General features: G+C 64.6%; 13 protein-coding genes and 1 pseudogene. 8 read left to right on the forward strand and 6 right to left on the reverse strand.

Annotated features, from left to right (window positions below; translation table 11 throughout):
* On the reverse strand, positions 1-1,080 hold the full coding sequence (locus XI04_RS05260) for a maleylacetate reductase (RefSeq protein ID WP_271608143.1): 1,080 nt from the start codon (positions 1,078-1,080) through the stop codon (positions 1-3).
* Positions 1,077-1,400, reverse strand: a complete 324-nt coding sequence (locus XI04_RS05265; RefSeq protein ID WP_038947956.1) for a Dabb family protein — start codon at positions 1,398-1,400, stop codon at positions 1,077-1,079. The genes XI04_RS05260 and XI04_RS05265 overlap by 4 nt, the downstream gene beginning before the upstream one ends.
* Positions 1,401-1,508: 108 nt before the next feature.
* Between XI04_RS05265 and XI04_RS05270 the strand changes: the two genes are divergently transcribed.
* The 7 genes and pseudogenes from XI04_RS05270 (at position 1,509) to XI04_RS05300 (ending at position 10,021) form a co-directional block, all read left to right on the forward strand.
* The gene (locus tag XI04_RS05270; RefSeq protein WP_271608142.1) at positions 1,509-2,432 is read left to right on the forward strand and encodes a LysR family transcriptional regulator; all 924 of its coding nucleotides are present in this window, start codon (positions 1,509-1,511) and stop codon (positions 2,430-2,432) included.
* Complete coding sequence (gene xylB, locus XI04_RS05275; RefSeq protein WP_271608141.1) at positions 2,429-3,883, forward strand: xylulokinase; 1,455 nt, start codon at positions 2,429-2,431, stop codon at positions 3,881-3,883. Before XI04_RS05270 ends, xylB begins: the two co-directional genes overlap by 4 nt.
* A 130-nt stretch (positions 3,884-4,013) precedes the next feature.
* Positions 4,014-5,537, forward strand: a complete 1,524-nt coding sequence (locus XI04_RS05280; protein WP_271623534.1) for a sugar ABC transporter ATP-binding protein — start codon at positions 4,014-4,016, stop codon at positions 5,535-5,537.
* Positions 5,530-6,569: pseudogene (locus XI04_RS05285) on the forward strand (ABC transporter permease subunit). The gene XI04_RS05280 and the pseudogene XI04_RS05285 overlap by 8 nt, the downstream one beginning before the upstream one ends.
* A gap of 87 nt (positions 6,570-6,656) precedes the next feature.
* Positions 6,657-7,604 (forward strand): ABC transporter substrate-binding protein, encoded by a 948-nt coding sequence (locus XI04_RS05290; RefSeq protein WP_028142493.1) that lies wholly within the window; start codon positions 6,657-6,659, stop codon positions 7,602-7,604.
* 181 nt (positions 7,605-7,785) lie between these two features.
* Entirely contained in the window at positions 7,786-8,253 is a 468-nt protein-coding gene (locus tag XI04_RS05295) for a MarR family winged helix-turn-helix transcriptional regulator (RefSeq protein WP_370126384.1), read from the forward strand.
* Between the two features lie 67 nt (positions 8,254-8,320).
* A complete protein-coding gene (locus XI04_RS05300; RefSeq protein WP_271608138.1) occupies positions 8,321-10,021 on the forward strand; it encodes an FAD-dependent oxidoreductase in 1,701 nt (566 codons plus the stop codon).
* Here the strand turns inward: XI04_RS05300 and XI04_RS05305 are convergent.
* The 3 genes from XI04_RS05305 to XI04_RS05315 form a co-directional block, all read right to left on the reverse strand.
* On the reverse strand, positions 10,004-11,539 hold the full coding sequence (locus XI04_RS05305; RefSeq protein ID WP_271608137.1) for a glucosamine inositolphosphorylceramide transferase family protein: 1,536 nt from the start codon (positions 11,537-11,539) through the stop codon (positions 10,004-10,006). The two genes, XI04_RS05300 and XI04_RS05305, sit on opposite strands and share 18 nt — an antisense overlap.
* 28 nt (positions 11,540-11,567) lie before the next feature.
* Positions 11,568-12,743 (reverse strand): glycosyltransferase family 4 protein, encoded by a 1,176-nt coding sequence (locus tag XI04_RS05310; RefSeq protein WP_271608136.1) that lies wholly within the window; start codon positions 12,741-12,743, stop codon positions 11,568-11,570.
* 237 nt (positions 12,744-12,980) lie between these two features.
* Entirely contained in the window at positions 12,981-14,327 is a 1,347-nt protein-coding gene (locus XI04_RS05315; RefSeq protein ID WP_028142498.1) for a lipopolysaccharide biosynthesis protein, read from the reverse strand.
* Between the two features lie 467 nt (positions 14,328-14,794).
* On the opposite strand from XI04_RS05315, the gene XI04_RS05320 reads away from it, so the two are divergent.
* Positions 14,795-16,018, forward strand: coding sequence for an FAD-dependent oxidoreductase (locus tag XI04_RS05320; RefSeq protein ID WP_271608135.1), 1,224 nt, complete (start codon positions 14,795-14,797; stop codon positions 16,016-16,018).
* 27 nt (positions 16,019-16,045) lie between these two features.
* Here the strand turns inward: XI04_RS05320 and XI04_RS05325 are convergent, their stop codons facing one another.
* Positions 16,046-17,182 (reverse strand): GNAT family N-acetyltransferase, encoded by a 1,137-nt coding sequence (locus XI04_RS05325; RefSeq protein WP_028142500.1) that lies wholly within the window; start codon positions 17,180-17,182, stop codon positions 16,046-16,048.
* Positions 17,183-17,431 lie beyond the last annotated feature (249 nt).

Genomic DNA, 17,431 nt, shown 5'->3' on the forward strand with positions numbered 1-17,431 from the left:
TCAAGCCGCCGCTTTGATTGGGGCCGGCGGCTCGCCGGCCCAGGCGCGCGCAATCAAGTCGCGGATGGCGCCGCGCTCGAGCGGGCGCGGATTCCAGTAGGCGTTGGTGACGGCAAGATCAGCCGCCTTGTCGATGCCGCCCTCGGGCATGCCGATATCGCGCAGCGCCGTCTTCGCACCCAGCCGCTTCGCAAGTTCGAAAAGTCCCTGCGATGCATCGGCAGCGCCAATCGCGCGCGAGATGCGCATCATGGCGTCGGGCACCGCCGGCGCATTGTAGGCCAGCGCATGCGGCAGCACGATGGTGTGGGTCTCGGCATGCGGCAGGTCGAAGGTTCCGCCGAGCGTGTGGCAGAGCTTGTGATGCAGCGCCATGCCGACGGTGCCCAGACAAACACCGCACAGCCAGGCGCCGTAAAGCGCTTCTGTGCGGGCCTCACGGTCGTCGCTCTTGGCGGCGATGGCGGGCAGGGCGCGGGCCAGTGCGCGGATGCCTTCTTCCGCCATAAGCGACGTCACGGGATTGGTGTCGCGCGCGTAAAGCGCTTCCACCGCGTGGGCGATCGCGTTGATGCCTGATGTCGCGGCGAGACCCGCCGGCAGCGTCAAAGTGAGATCGACATCGTAGATCACGGTCTCCGGCAGGATAGCCGCATCGCGCACGGTGGTCTTCAGGCCGTTCTCGGTCTGGCCGACGATCGGCGTCATCTCCGAGCCTGCATAGGTGGTGGGAATGCAGAGCTGGTTGACGCCGGTTCGCAGCGCCAGCGCCTTGCCGAGGCCGGTGGTCGAGCCGCCGCCGAGCGAGACGACGCAGTCGGCCTCGCACGCCTTCATTGCCGCGAGCGCACGCTCCGTGACCTCGACCGGCGTGTGCATGGTGGCCCCGGGAAAGATGCCGGCATAGAGCGGGCCGAGCGCCGCCCCAAGGCTCTTGCCCTGCGCCTCCTGCTGCGGCGTCGTCAGCACAAGCGCGCGCTTGCCGCCGAGCCGTTCCACCTCGGCCTTGGCGGAGCCAAGCGTTCCGCTACCGAAGACGACGCGGCAGGGCAGGTTTTCAAAGGTGAACGAACCGATCATGCGCCGGTCTCTTTGATGGGATAATCGACCTGGAAGCGTCCGATCCGCAAGTCGCCAAGCGCCTCGCGCACGCGTAGATGTTCGGGATGGTTGGCATAGGCCGAGAGCGCGGCCTGGTCGGTAAATTCCGAGAACAGCACCACGTCGCAGGCGTAGTCGACCGCACTGACGTCCATGCCGACTTCGATATGGGTGAGGCCGTCGATCCTACCCTTGAGGCCCTCGAACAGGGTCTTGACCTTGACCCGGGCGGCGGAGCGCTCCTCGGGGCTTTCCCCGCGCAACCGCCACATCACGATGTGCCTGATCGGGCCCGACATTTCCTGATTTTCCTCGCCTGCGATTATGTCTCGTTGTGACTATTTTGCCTTGCAGAAAACGGAAATAAAGGCCAAAATTTGTAAGTCTCTTTTCCTCTTTTAGCAAAAATGGACCGGCTGCTCCAACTCGAAGTCTTCTCCAAAACCGCCGAACTCGGCAGCCTGTCCAAGGCCGCCGAAATCCTGCGGATGTCGAACGCGGCCGCCAGCCGCCACCTCAGCGCGCTGGAGGAACGGCTCGCAGTCCGGCTGATCGAACGCAACACGCGCCGGCTATGGCTGACGGAGGCAGGGCAGGAGCTTCTGCAGCGCTGCAGCACGTTGTTGAACGAGTTCGCCGAAGCCGAGGATGCCGTCTCCGACCGCGCGCTGTCGCCGAAGGGCATGCTGCGCGTGACGAGTTCGCTGTCCTTTGCGATGATCTATCTCGCGCCGATGCTGCCCGCCTTCCGCGCGCTGTATCCTGATCTCAGCGTGCAGATCATCAGCGCAAACCGCTACCTGGACTTCATCGAGGCCGGCATCGACGTGGCGATCCGCACGCGCGAGCACGAGCCGGATTCCAACATCATCGTCCGCCGCATCGGCCAGATGCACCGCGTGCTCGCGGCGGCGCCGTCATATCTGGAGAAGCACGGCCGGCCGGAGCACCCCGCCGATCTCGCCCGCCACAACATGCTGATCTACAATCTCGCCAACGATCCCTATTCGCTGCGGCTCAGCCAGGGCAGCACGACGCAGACGGTGCGGATCGCGCCGACGCTCGACAGCAATGATGGCCAGATCATCTGCGGTGCGGCACGCGCGGGGCTCGGCATCTTGATCCAGCCGCTTTACATCGTGCAGAGCGATATCGCAGCCGGCCGGCTGGTGCCTGTCCTGACGGGCTGGGAGTTGCCGCTGCTCACCATGAACATCGCCTATCAAAACCGCGTCCGGCTGCCTGCCAAGATCAGGGTGTTTTCCGACTTCCTGGTCAGCCACATCCGCGAGCATTCCGAGCCGGGGATCTGGATCGACGCGGCGAAGTGAGCGGAAGCAGTCTCGGCATCGATCTCGGCACCTCCGCAGTCAAGACCGTTCTCGTCGACGGTGCCCAGCGCGTGATTGCAAGCGAGAGCCGGCCGCTGATGATCACCTCGACGCAATCGGGTTATTACGAGCAGGACCCCGCGCAATGGATCGAGGCGACCTTCGCCACGCTCGATGCCCTGAAGACGTCGCATGGAAAAGAGCTGGCGGCGGTCGAGGGCATTGGGCTGTCCGGCCAGATGCATGGCGCCACGCTGCTCGATGCGAGCTCGAGGCCGCTGCGGCCTTGCATCCTGTGGAACGACGGACGCGCTGCCGCCGAGTGTCGCGTCCTGGAGCAGCGCTGGCCTGCCTTGCGTGCCGTGACGGGCAATAAGGCGATGCCAGGCTTTACCGCGCCGAAACTGCTCTGGGTCGCGACGCACGAACCTGAAGTCTTTGCAGCGACGAAATTGGTGCTGCTGCCAAAGGCCTATCTGCGCCTGGTGATGTCAGGCGAGGCCGTCGAGGACGTGTCCGATGCGTCGGGATCCCTTTGGCTCGACGTCGCGCGCCGGGACTGGTCGGACGAGGCCTTGGCCGCGACCGGCCTGTCGCGCGATCACATGCCGCGCCTGGTCGAGGGATGCGCGGCAGCAGCAACATTGCGCAGCGACCTCGCGCAGCGCTGGGGCATGGTGAGGCAGCCGGTGATCGCGGGCGGCGCTGGCGACAATCCGGCGGGCGCCGTCGGCATCGGTGCGATCCAGCCGGGAACCGCGTTCGTATCTTTGGGAACCTCGGGTGCCCTGCTGGCGCCGACCAGTACAATCGCTGCGAACCCGGACTGTGCAGTGCATACCTTCTGCCACGCCATTCCCGGCATGTGGATTCAGGCTGGCGCGATGCTGTCGGCCGCCTCCTGCCTCGCGTGGGCCGCGCGCCTGTTCGGCGTCAGCGAGGCCGAGTTGCTGGCGCCGCTTGGATCGCATCCACAGGCGCCGTCGCCGGTGAGCTTCCTGCCTTATCTCGCGGGTGAGCGGACGCCGCACGACGATCCCGTCGTGCGCGGCATGCTCGATGGTTTGAGCCATGGCACCGATCGCGCGGCGATCGTGCAGGCGGTGCTCGAGGGCGTTGCCTTCGCGCTGGCCGATTGCCGCGACGCGCTCGCCGATGCTGGCATTGTGATTACGGAAGCCGATGCCATTGGCGGTGGTTCACGGTCCGGCTTCTGGCTCTCGGTGCTGGCGAACGTGCTGAATATTCCGATCCACCGCTTCGCCGGAGGTGAGACCGGCGCAGCGTTCGGTGCGGCGAGATTGGGGCGACTTGCTGTCACCGGTGAGGCGATCGCCACCGTTTGCACCCGGCCGCAGCGCATCGAGACGTACAAACCTGACACCGGGCTGACTGATGCTTATGCCGAGCGGCTTCCCGCCTGGCGCGAACTGTATCGGCCGCGCCACTAGCATCGCCTCGATGCTACATTCCCGTCTGTTCGGTATTGCCCTGTGCCGCGGCCTTTTGTTTAATGCGCAAGCCGCGCTGACAGAATGATTGAGACGCGGGTGGGAAACGCATTGTGCGCCGGGAGGCACGATGAACGATCCGATCCTCGAGATGCGCGGGGTCTCAAAGTCCTTCTTCGGCATCAAGGCGCTGCGCGCCGTCGATCTCACTGTCTATGCCGGTGAAATTCATGCCCTGATGGGTGAGAACGGCGCCGGCAAGTCGACGCTGATGAAGATCCTGTCCGGCGCCTATCGGCCGGATCCCGGCGGCGAGATCCGCATCGAAGGACAGCCGGTACGGATCGAAGGTCCGCTCGGCGGCCGCGCGGCAGGCATCTCCATCATCTATCAGGAGCTGTCGCTCGCGCCCAATCTCAGCGTTGCCGAGAATATCTATCTGGGGCGAGAGATATCGCGGACAGGCTTGCTGGCGCGCGGCGCCATGCGCGAGGGCGTCGGTCCCATCCTGAAGCGGCTCGGTGCGGACTTCCTGCCGTCGACGCTGGTGGCGCATCTGTCCATGGGGCAGCGGCAACTGGTCGAGATCGCGCGTGCGCTGCACGCGAGATCAAGGATCCTGATCATGGACGAGCCGACCACGGCGCTGTCGGCCGGCGAGAGCGCACGGCTGTTCGCGCTGATCCGCCAGCTTCGCGCCGAGGGCCTCGCCATCATCTACATCTCGCATCGCATGGACGAGGTCTACGCGCTCGGCGACCGCGTCACCGTGCTGCGCGACGGCCGGCTGGTCGGCTCGCTCGACAAGCCCGAGATCCGTGCGGACACCATCGTGCGGCTGATGGTCGGGCGCGACGTCTCATCGTTCTACAAGAAGGACCATGATCCGGAGGCGGGACGCGGCCATCCCGTGCTCGCCGCGATCGACATGGCCGATGGCCTGCGCGTCAAGGGCTGCTCGCTGACTGTGCACGCGGGTGAGGTGGTCGGTCTCGCCGGCCTGATCGGCGCCGGTCGTACCGAGCTTGCGCATCTCATCATCGGCGCGGCGCACAAGACGTTAGGACGTCTCGAACTGGAGGGACGGCCGGTCGAGATCCGCACGCCGGGCGAGGCGCTCGAGGCCGGCATCGCCTATCTGACGGAGGACCGCAAGGCGCTCGGCCTGTTTCTCGACATGTCATGTCTGGACAACATCAACCTCGCGGTCCTCAGCCGCGATGCGAAGCTCGGCTGGCTCCTGGATCGCGATAAGGCACGCGAGCGCGCCGATCGGGCCTTCGCAGGGCTCAGCATCCGCGCCGCCAACGTCGGCGTTCCCGCCGGCGGCCTGTCCGGCGGCAATCAGCAGAAGCTGCTGTTGTCGCGGCTTCTTGCCATTGCGCCTAAGGTGCTGATCCTCGACGAGCCGACGCGCGGCGTCGACGTCGGCGCCAAATCCGAGATCTGTTCGATCATCGACAATCTTGCCAAAGCCGGCACCGCGATCCTCGTCATCTCGTCCGACCTGCCCGAGATCATCGGCATCTGTGACCGCGTCGTCGTGATGCGGTCGGGACTGGTTGCAGGCGAGGTCCGGCGAACCGAGACGGCGCCGTTGAACCAGGAAGACATCATGGCGCTTGCCACGGGGATGGAGCATCTCGATGCCTGACAATGGTGCCTCGCAGGCCAAGCCCGCACCGGCGACGACCAACGGTGCCGCCGCAGAGTCGAAGCGCCAGCGGGTGAGGGTGCTGATCAGCGCGCTCGGTATGTTGCCGGTGCTGCTGATCCTCTGCGGCGGCTTCCACTTCCTGTCCGAGGGCCGCTTCTTCACCGGACAAAATCTCGGCATCGTGCTGCAGCAGGCCGCGGTGAACACCGTGCTTGCCGCAGGCATGACCTTTGTCATCCTCACCGGCGGCATCGACCTTTCGGTCGGCTCGATCCTGGCGGCCTCCGCCATGGCCGGGCTGACGCTCTCCAAGATGCCGGAGCTCGGGATGCTTTGGCTGCCGGCCGCGCTGCTCACCGGCCTTGGCTTCGGTGTCGTCAACGGCGCGCTGATCGCGCTGCTCCGATTGCCGCCCTTCATCGTCACGCTCGGCTCTCTCACTGCGGTACGCGGCCTGGCGCGACTGCTCGGGGCCGACACCACCGTGTTCAATCCGTCCATTCCCTATGCCTTCATCGGCAACGGCTCGCTGACCCTCATCCCCGGCGTCGCGTCGATCCCGTGGCTCTCGGTGATCGCCTTGCTCGTCATCCTCGTCTCGTGGCTGGTGCTGCGCCGGACCGTACTCGGCGTGCACATCTATGCGGTGGGCGGCAATGAAAGCGCGGCGCGGCTTGCCGGCATCAAGGTCTGGGGCGTGCTGATCTTCGTCTACGGCGTCTCCGGGCTTTTCGCCGGGCTCGGCGGCGCCATGCAGGCGGCGCGGCTCTATGCGGCCAACGGCCTGCAGCTCGGCCAGTCCTACGAACTCGACGCGATCACCGCCGTGATCCTCGGCGGCACCTCCTTCGTCGGCGGCATCGGCTCGATCTGGGGCACGCTGGTCGGCGCGTTGATCATCGCCGTGCTGTCGAACGGCCTGATCCTCATCGGCGTCTCCGACATCTGGCAATATGTCATCAAGGGCCTGGTGATCATCGGCGCCGTGGCCTCGATCGCTACCGGCTGCAGGGCTCCGCCAGAACTTGAAGGGCTCTGCCAGAACTTGAATGCGAGGTTCCGTTGCGGCAACTGGTCTGCCGCGCCGGGGACGAAGACAGACCAGGGAGGAAGTCCATGTTGAAGACGATCATGCTCGCCGGCGCCGCGACGGCGCTTGCCCTCAGCGCCGCGCCATCCTTCGCCAAGGAGCTCAAGTCGATCGGCGTCTCGCTGGGATCGATGGGCAATCCGTTCTTCGTCGCGCTGTCGAAGGGCGCCGAGTTCGAGGCGAAGAAGACCAATCCCAATGTGAAGATCACGGCAGTCGGCTTCGAATACGACCTCGGCAAGCAGGTCACCCAGATCGACAATTTCATTGCCGCTGGCGTCGACCTGATCCTGCTCAACCCCGGCGATCCCAAGGCAATCGGGCCGGCGATCAAGAAGGCGCAGGCGGCAGGCATCGTCGTCGTCGCGGTCGACACCGCGGCCGAAGGCGCCGACGCCACCGTGACCACGAACAACGTGCAGGCCGGTGAGATCTCCTGCCAGTACATCGTCGACAAGCTGGGCGGCAAGGGCGACGTCATCATCGAGAATGGGCCGCAGGTCTCCGCCGTGATCGACCGCGTCGTCGGCTGCAAGAACGTCTTCTCGAAGAATGCCGGCATCAAGGTGTTGTCCAACGACCAGGACGGCAAAGGCTCGCGCGAAGGCGGCCTCACCGTCGCGCAGGGTTATCTGACGCGCTTCCCCAAGATCGACGCCATCTTCGCCATCAACGACCCGCAGGCGATCGGCACCGACCTTGCGGCGCGCCAGCAGAACCGCAGCGGAATCGTCATTACCGCGGTCGACGGCGCGCCCGATATCGAGGCCGCGCTGAAGGATCCGCAGTCGCCGCAGATCCAGGCCTCGGCTTCGCAGGACCCGTTCTTCATGGCGCGGCGGGCCGTGCAGGTGGGCGTCGGCATTCTCAATGGCCAGAAGCCGGCCTCGACCGTCGAGCTGCTGCCGTCCAAGCTGGTGACCAGGGACAATGTCGCCGAGTACAAGGGCTGGACCTCGGATCGTTCCCAGTAAGCGCCCCTTGCCAGGAGCGCTCGAAGCACGGGATGACGGGCGGCGTTTTGATTCATGCCGCCCGTGGCGTCACAGCCGCAATGCGCGCTGATCGGCTGTCCGAGCGCGCGGGCTGCCTCTTGTGTTAGCCTCGCGCAATCTCGATCAGTCCGAATCGGAAGCAGATCTCGTGAAATCCAGGATATCCGGCGCCACATCCGGCACCGCGTGGCGGCATGCCAATATCGGTCGCCTGCTCAACAACGCCGTGCGGCGCTTCGAAGGCCGCGTGCTCGAATTGATGAGCGAGAAGGGGCACGACGAGACGCGCATCGCGCATGTCAGCCTGACCCGCAATCTCGACGTCGAGGGGACGAGGCTCACCGAGCTTGCCCGCCGCGCCTCCATGAGCAAGCAGGCGATGGGCGAGCTGGTCGATCAATGCGCCGAGCTCGGGCTCGTCAATCGCATCGCCGACCCGACCGACCGGCGCGCGCGCATCGTCATGTTCACGCCCGCCGGGCGCAAATGGCTGGATGCGTTCCGCGATGCCGTGGACATCGCCGAGCAGGAGATGCGCGCCGAGCTCGGCAAGGCCACGATGGACGCGATCCTGAAGGGACTGGCGGTCTATGGCGAGAGGTTCGACACGCTCGAGGATGTCGATTAGTCAGGCGACTTGACGAGATCGTCAGGCTTCCTTACCATGCAAGATAGTGCTGGTAGGGAGAAGCGTCTTGGAAACACGTCTGACGGCCGCAGTGCTCATCGTGGGCGGGGGGCCCTGCGGGCTGATGCTGGCCAACGAGCTCGGCCGTCGCGGTGTGTCCGCGATGCTGGTCGACGAGAAGCCTGGCACCGCGTTCAATCCGCAGGCCAACGCGACGCAGGCGCGCTCGATGGAGCACTATCGGCGGCTTGGTTTTGCCGACGAGATCAGGCGCGAAGGCCTGCCTGCGGACTACCCGACCGACGTTGCGTACTTCACCCGTTATGCCGGCTACGAGTTGGCGCGGTTTGCCCTGCCGTCATCGTCGCGCGCGGGCGAGCTCATCAAGGGCATGTCGGGCTCCTGGAGCGCGGCGGAGCTGCCGCACCGGGTCTCGCAGAAATATGTCGAGGCGGTGCTGCGTCGCCATGCCGAACGGCTTGCCGGCATCAAGCTGAACTATGGCCACCGGCTGATCGGCTACGTCGGAAGCGATGACGGCATCGTCGGCGAGATCGAATGTCTCGCTGACGGCCGCCGCTTTCAGGTGGAGGCCGACTTCCTCGTTGGCGCCGACGGACCACGCTCGACGGTCCGGCAGTCGCTCGGCATTGTCTATGGCGGCGAGACCGGAACGCAGCGTGACTTCATGGGCGGCCGCATGCTGGCGGTCTATCTCCGTTCACCGGAGTTTTACGCGAGCATCCCGCACGCCAAGGCGTGGATGTACAATTGCTTCAACGGCGACCGCCGCGCCTTCATGGCCTCGGTGAACGGGCGTGACGAATTCGCGTTTCACACGCAGCTTCGGCCGGGCGAGGACGAAAGTGCGATCACGATCAATGAGGCCAAGGCCGCGTTCCAGCGCGCGTGCGGCGCGCCGATCGATTGCGAGGTGCTGTCCTTCCTGACCTGGACCGCCGGTCACGCGCTGGTGGCGGACGGCATGCAACGGGGCAGGGTGTTCCTCGGCGGCGACGCCGCGCATCTGTTCACGCCGACCGGCGGGCTCGGCTACAACACCGCGATCGAGGATGCGGTCAATCTCGGCTGGAAGCTCGCAAGCGTCGTCAAGAGTCTGAGCCCGGCGACGCTGCTCGACAGCTACGAGGTCGAGCGGCGTCCGGTGGCGCTCCGCAATACCGACTATGCGCGGCGCTTTGCCGACTCCCTTGGTCTGTTCGCGCCGGCGCCTGAGATCGAGGACGCCACCGACGAGGGCAGCGAGGCGCGGCGGACGGCGGGCATTTATCTCGAACAGCATGCCCGTGCGGAATTCAACATCCCCGGTGTCACCTTCGGCGGACGGTACGACGGCTCGCCGATCATCGTCTCCGATGGCAGCCAGCCGCCGCCCGACGCTGCGAACGTCTACGTTCCGAGCGCTTGTCCCGGTGGCCGCGCACCGCATGCGTGGTTGGACGATGGCGTGTCCCTGTACGACCTGTTCGGGTTCGAATGGACGATGCTCCAGTTCGGTGAGGTCGCGTCGGCGCCAGCTGCGGTCACCGATGCCGTCCGCAACCTCGGCGTCGACGTGAAGCTCGTCACGCTGCCGGCATCCTTGCGCGACCTCTATGAGGCGGACCTCGCTCTGATACGTCCCGACCAGATCGTGGCCTGGCGCGGCAGCGCGTCGCAGGCTGGAACGATCGGAAGCGTCCTTGCCCGCGCGCTCGGACGCAGCGCAAGCGACAGCGCGCCGGCGGCTTCAGCCGGCGGTGTATGAACTGGTGCGCGGAGACTGAACGGCGGACGGAAATCTGCCCGCGAAGGCGCGGGTCTTGGGTTGGACACGCGATCCGTCGATCACCTCGAGCCGGCCGCAGCGGTTCAGGGTGTGGAGCTTCCTGCCGGGCCACACCGGTCCGGGCTTCAGAGAATGGCGCACGATCTGCTTGAAGGCGGTCGGCGACAGTTCGATCACTTCCGCCAGCGCGAGCGCAGCGCCGTATCCGTCGGTGCAGTTCTGAACCGGTCGCCACAATTTGTCATTGATCGTGACGAAATTCCCCGCCGGCCGCGTGCTCGCGCGGTCGATCAGGACCGGATTGCTGGCATGGGGCAACCAGGGGCCCAGGAGGTGCTCGGCGTAGTAAATCGCCAGCGAGTCCGAATAACCGCCGGTTCCGTCGCGCCAGGCCCCGAATAGGTAGTGCAGGCCGTTGTGCCGCGTGATCGTGACGTCTGCCAGCTCAAGGCCTGACAGCAGCGTCGCGTGCCGCTCCCATTTGTCCGGGAACCGAACGCATTTGTAGAGGGCGACGTCCCCATGGAGCGAGCTCTCCGGGATCATCCACAAATCGCCGCCGTCTTCGATCAGGAACGGGTAGGAGAGGTGCCAGGGCTCTTCCAGCACGGGCACGACTTGTCCTACCGGGCCGGTGTCGTTGAATTCGATCGCCGATATGATGCCTTTTCCAACGCGGTGATCGAGGTCTTCGAAGAAGACGAATGTTCGTCCCTGCCAGGTCATGGGAAAGGGATCGGCGTAGAAGTGGTTTCCAGGATCTCCCAGAACGTTCCAGCTTGGACCTGATAGATCTCCGGTCTGCCAGACGCCCGCGCCGTCATTGAAGCGCCACCCGACATGCCAGTGAGGGGCATAGCAGCACAGGCGATAAATCTCCTTGGCGATCGACACGGCAAGGCCGCGCGCGACATAGCCAACGGGGCCACGACGCGGGCCATCCGCTGCCGGACGCGCCAGTTGCGGCACAAGCCGCCGTCGTCCCGACAGGATCGCCGCCACCATGGTCAGGGTTCGCGCCATGACGGTTTCGAGTGCGCCGCTCAGGCCGGCGGCAATTTCTCCGGATGGATGGCCGCGATCGAGGACCGAACCGTCGACCTCGTTGACGATGTCGATCACCGGCAGGTCGCCAGTCAGAATGGCGGCGAGCGCGGCGTTCTCGCCTGCAACGCCATTGAACAGCGGACGGAGATACAGCCGGGCGGAGTCGTTCGGATCGCGCGCGCCGCCGGTGAAGTCGACGATTACGTCGGCTGTCTCGGTGCGAGCCCGCGTCGGTCCCGGAATGACCTTCAGCCTGTGGACGCTGCTGTGTTTGCCCTTGTGCAGCACCATGCGTTCGAGCTCGAACAGGGCGTCGAGACCTGCGGGCCGCGGCTCGGCCTTCGCCGTCCACGCGATTTGAACCGGAACTTCCCGGCCGTCGATCAGCAGCGTCTCGCGACCCATCCACCGCCGCGCGTACTCACGTTCACAGCGAAACTCGATGATCATGTCGAGCCCATCTATTCCAATCGTCCGGTCAGATGACCTGGCCGAGAATTCGAACGTATTCCTCCACCATGGCATCTACCGAATAGCGCAACCGCAAGCCTTTGGCGTTTTGTCGCAGTTCGTCGCTTAGATGTTGGTCCGTCAGCAGCCTGGAGACGGCCGCGGAGAGCTTCGCATGATCGGAAGCGTCGACGAAGAGTGCCGTCGGTCTTCCTTCGTAGGACAACACTTCGCGCAGGACGGGAAGATCGGTGACGACGGAGGGAACACCGGCGTTCGCAGCCTCGACCGCGGCCAGACCGAAGGTCTCGGCCTGTGTCGGGAATACGAACACGTCCAGGCAGGCGAGAAAGTCCGCCATCCGGCTGGGCGGGATTTCCCCCAGCAAATGCAGCCTGTCCGACACCTTCAATTCACTCGCCAGCAGCTTCAGCCGGCCCTCGTCGGCTCCCTGGCCGGCAAGCGCAAGGTGCCAGGACGGCTGATCCGGTAACAGACGTATCGCCAGGTCGAGACGCTTGTGCGGATGCAACCTCGCTGCGCAGCCGAGCAGTATGCGATCCGGCGGCAGGTTGAACTTCTGTCGCGCGGCCTCCTTCGACAGTGTGAGGGCCTTGTCGTCGAAGCCGTGCGGGACATGCACCATGCGCGACCGGTAGGCCGCGGGGTAGCGCGAATACTCGCGCTGCATGTCCTGCGAATTGAGCGTGATGCGGTCGAAGAAGCCAAGGCTACCCATGACGATGTCAGCCGTGCGGACCGGCCAGCTCATCGCCAGCGCGGATGAAACCTGATTGGCTATGACGGGTGCGCGGCTGACGAGGCGCGTCACGCCGCCGCCGATGACATTGCCGAAATGCTGGAAGGTCAGGACGGCGTCCGGCTTGATGGTGCTGATATGGCGGCCGAGTGTCCACAGCATCCGCAGCAGCGCCATCGGATTGCCCGGCCGGCTCGGCGCGCAGTAGAGCGTATCGGGCGGCTCGTCGAAGGAATCCGATTTGCGGAAGAAGAACAGATTGGTGACGCGGTAGCCGCGCGCGGTCAGCCTGGCGCCAAGCAGCCTGGAGATCTCCTGCGCACCAGCGTTCTCGGCCTGGGTTTGCGCGAGAAGCACGTGCAGCTTTCGTCCGCCGCCGTTCGGCCGCGCGAGTGCCGCCGCGGCCGTCTCGCCCAATTCCTTGTTCGGCTTATAGTGGAGCACGGATCCCGACCCGCTAAAGAAACCAAATCTTCACCTTCTTAACTCCGTACCTATCATGCGGGCATCGCGTGGACACCGACTAGCAACAAACGGAGTTAATGCCAGGCTTGGCAGTCGACATCGTTCCCGCAGGCATTTCGCTGGTTCCCGGCTGCTGCGCGGCGAGCGCGTTAACCAATCGATCTTGCGCGCGGCCAGCGCGTGATTGCGGACCATCGGGCGACGGCGTGATTGAGCCTAGTCGCTGGAGTCGGCGCCGCGCACTGCATAATTGCGGCGCTTCAAGGCGGAGAAGCGCAGCAGCACGAGGATCGAAGGATCCACCCCTGTTCGCCGGCGGCAGAGGACGTTCAGGGCGATGGTCGCGAGCGCCAGCGACACGGTCGCCGAAATCGCCGCGCCAAGCACGCCGAGCCAGGGAATGAGGATGAGAAAACCCACGAGCCGCAGCGCGACATTGGCGGCAACCACGGGAACGTAGATCCGTTCGTGGCCGGTCAGCTGCAGGATCGCAGCAGATGGGCCGCCTGCGGCCTGGATGGCCGTCCCGATTGCGAGCACGATCAAGACCGAGTGCTGCGCGGTGAAATGAGGTCCGAACAGGTTGAGGAGATAGGGGCCGCCGATCCAGATCATGGCGAGCCCGGCGACCACGCATAGCGCGGTCACCTCCGCCATCAGCTGCAAGGTTCGCTCGAACTCCTGGTGGTTCTTGCTGAAATACAGCGAGGGAAGCCGGCGGGCTCCGAACGTGTATAGCGCCGCAGACAGCATGGCGAAGATATTGGCAAGGCGCGATGCGGCAAAGTAGATACCGGCAGTCACTGGATCCAGCATCCAGTACACCAGAATGACGTCGAAATACTGGTTTGCGGCTTCAAGAATGGATGCAAGCCAGAAGTGCAGGGCGCTCGAGCGCCAGCGGGACGTTTCGGAGCGCGCCGGCGTACCGCGCAAATCCGGCAGCACGCGCGCGATCGAAACGATTTGCGCAACCAGGCCCACCGATATGGCAATTGTCATCACCGCCATCAACTCGGCGGGATCGAGTTGCCGATGACCAAGCAGCATGGCGAGCAGAAACAGGACGACGATGACTCGCCAGAAGAACTCGCGATTTCCTTCGCCCGTGAGAATGCTGACCAGTGAGCGTGCGATCTGGCTGCCGAGCATCACGCCGGCATTCGCGGCCGTGTAGGCCGATACCGCAAGTATGAGCAGCCACCCATCGCCTCTCATGTTCGCCGCGATGGCGATCCCCGCGATCACGATCAGCATTGCGATCGAGGTAATCTTGAAGCTCGATAAGAGGACACCTTTGGTGAGATCCGGCCTGTCGCCGACCTGATATTCGTTCAGGAACCGCACCAGCAACGATTCCTGGCCGACCAGTCCCACGACGGCGGCGATCTGGGCAACCGAAAGCCAGGTCGCAAAGATACCGAAGCCGTCGGGCGACATCGTTCGTGCCGCCAGCGAAAACAGCGCAAACGCGAGCGCGCCGCTACCAACCTTGAGCAGGATGGTCCCGACGACACCGCGCGTGACGTCGCGCCGCATGAGCTGGAGGATGGATTTGATCATGAAGTTTAAGGAGCTGCTCTCTCCTGAAGAGACATGTTCCGATACCGGTGACAACCTAGCATGCCGAAGAAATGCGAGTGTTAATGCAGGGCATCCAGGATCTCGCCTGCGGCGTCGATGTCGCGCTCATGCCGGTTGCTTCACTGTGGAACATCACCGTCCCCGTTGTCCCAAATAGACCAGGGCCGAGCTCAGGCCGACTGACGGCATAGCGCCGCATCGACGGCCGAGAAAGGCGAGATCAGCGGCTTGAATGCCGAATGCCTCGCCGGGATCGACCGCAGAACTGCCAGAAGCCGGAATTTACGGAGAATCCCGAGCAAGAGGCGTGCCGGCTTTCGTCCGGGCGGCCGGGTCCCCCGCTTCATTAACCTCGATACCGAGAAATGATCGCGTTTGGTCCTGCGATGCGACATCAGGCCGGAGAATTGCACGTACGGCTTTGGTTGACCGTGGGAGCCTGGATCATGACGGCGGATAGAACTGTGACCGAGCCGATCGGCGCAGCTGGCACTTCGACGATCGTTGCGGACATCGCGATCGTCGGTGGTGGCCTTGCAGGATCGCTTGCGGCGGCCGTGCTGGCGCGGGCAGGGCATCGCATCGTCCTGATCGACAAGCGGGCGGTCTATCCGGACGAGTTCCGGGTCGAAAAGATCGGCGGCCATCAGTTGGCGATGCTCCGCAAGCTGGGCTTCCTCGACGCGCTCGAAAATGTCGCTTGTCGATATGATCAGGTGCGCAATATCCGGGAAGGCAAGGTGGTCGATGTCAGCGTCGGCCAGGCCTACGGATTTCCCTATGCTGATCTCGTTGCCATGGCGCGCGGCCGGATCCCCGAGCCATCCGATCTGATTGTCGACGAGGTCACCGCGATCAGCTGCAGCGACGACGTCCAGCATCTCGAGCTGGCGTCCGGACGGCGCGTGACTGCGCGTCTCGTCGTTCTCGCCACGGGCATGGCGGCGGCTCTCGGTTATAAACTCGGTATCAAGCGGCAGATTCTGGCCGAGCGCCATTCGGTGTCGTTCGGTTTCACGATCGCCCGCCGCGATGGCGCGCCGTTCGATTTCGAGGCACTGACCTGCTATGGCGAGCGCACGGCCGACGGCATCGACTATCTCAGCCTGTTTCCCGTGCGCGCCGGCATGCGGGCCAATCTCTTCATGTTCCGCGACCCGACCGATCCGATCATGCGCGAGCTGCGTCGTGAACCGGAAGCGACCGTTCTGCGTCTGCTGCCGGGATTGCGGCCCTATCTCGGCGATTTCCGCGTCACCGACCGTGTCCAGAACTGGGTGATGGATCTGACCGTCGTCGAGGGACATCTCCAGCCCGGCATCGTGCTCATCGGCGATGCGTTCCAGACCAATTGTCCCGCCGCCGGCACGGGCGTCGCGCGCCTGCTGGTGGACGTCGATCGTCTGTGCACCGAATATGCGCCGAAGTGGCTCGCGACCCCAGGCATGGACCAGGAGAAGATTACGCAGTTCTATTCCGATCGCGACAAGATCGCGGCGGATCAGCAGTCCCTCAAGATGGCGCGCTTCCGCCAGGCCCTGACATCCCGCAACGATATCGGCTGGGATGTCCGGCGCCGGCTGCACTTCCTGCGGCGCAGCCTGACACACCGCGTCGATCAAATGCATCCCGGCTGGCTCGGGCGTGTTCGCGGGGCGTTGCGCGCCTGAGTTCCGCGGCCCTTCGCCTGCCGTTTTTCAGCGCGTGGGCGTCGAGGTGCGGGCGGGCAGGAGCCGCAAATCCGAGAGCCGCTTGGCCGCCAGTTTGAGCCAGGGAGCCTGCTTTAGCGCGAACAGGGCGATGGCACCTGCGGTGCTGCCGGCTTTCGTGATCGCCCACATCGGCGAGGGCTGTCCGCCGAACAGTTTCTTGTATGGCTCGTCACCGATGGTGAAATCGAGCATCTGATCGCCGCGCTCGATGCAATCCCGCGCTACCTGCTCGAACATCAGCGCGCCCAGGGACTGGCTCTTGTACCCGGCAATGTCGAAGGCGCTCATGATGATGAGGAAGCTGCCCTGATGGCAGAGGCCGAGCACGGCGGCGATCACTTCGCCGTCCATCTTCATGGCATAGAGACGCACAAAGGAGCCGAGCCCACGAAGGGCCACGTCGGAATAGAAGCCGAAATATTCGGGACGCTGGAGCAGATCTCCGTCGCCTTGCGCCTGAAAGCGCGGACCGCGAAACTTCCTCATCACGTCCATCGCCTCGAGCACGGAGGCGCTGTCGTTGCAGCATGAGAAGCTCAGCGCGCCCTTCTTCTGGAGCTGACGATATTTCTTTGCGAGCTCCTTCTGATAGGAGCGATCGATCGCACCGGCCCGCCATTGCTCGAACGGCGCGACCAGGACCGTCGCGTAGGCGTTGGTGTCCATCGATACGCGGCGGGATGCGGCCAGGAGGTTCTCGATCGGAAGCCGCCCGTCGGGCAGCTTGGTGATCCGGAGCAGATCGAAAGGGCGAACGAGGCGCCGAATCTCCGCGCATGCGTCCGCGTCATCGAGCAGTTGCGAGAACACTTTCGGGCTGCAAACCGGCGCCAGATAGTCGGAGACGCGGAGGTCGGCGAACTCGACGGTTCGGATCGGGCCGCGCCGGATCCGGAGCAAGGGCAGCACCATCGCAAGGGCGCCCGTCGCGCGGTGGCGGACCACGACGACCAGAGGTGTCGCACCCGCATCCGAAGCGAGCCTGGTGTAGAGGCTGTGCAGCCAGATCGGATGCTGGAACGCAGTGGCGGCCGAGCGATCAAACAGCTCGGCATATTCCGGAGACAGAAAGTCGAACGCCTGCTCGATGACGATGTCGAACGTGTTGCTAAGTTTGTTCATGCGCAATCAGGGAAACCGGATAATTCGCGAAGTCGATCGAGCCGTGGCTACGCTTTATAGCAGGGTCGTTACGGGCGAGACACCGGCGGTGTGCGATTTGCATTAACGCGCTCAACCACGTTCGTATCGTTACCAAATTCTTAAATCCCAGAGCCGTTTGGGCTTGGTCTCGGGATGAGATCGTGCAGAGGCGGCTCGATACCAGACGGGGCCCCCAAGGCAGCTGAAGTTCACTCGCCCCAACGAAAC

The organism is Bradyrhizobium sp. CCBAU 11430 (assembly GCF_028128855.1).
GTDB classification, from domain to species: Bacteria; Pseudomonadota; Alphaproteobacteria; order Rhizobiales; family Xanthobacteraceae; genus Bradyrhizobium; species Bradyrhizobium ottawaense.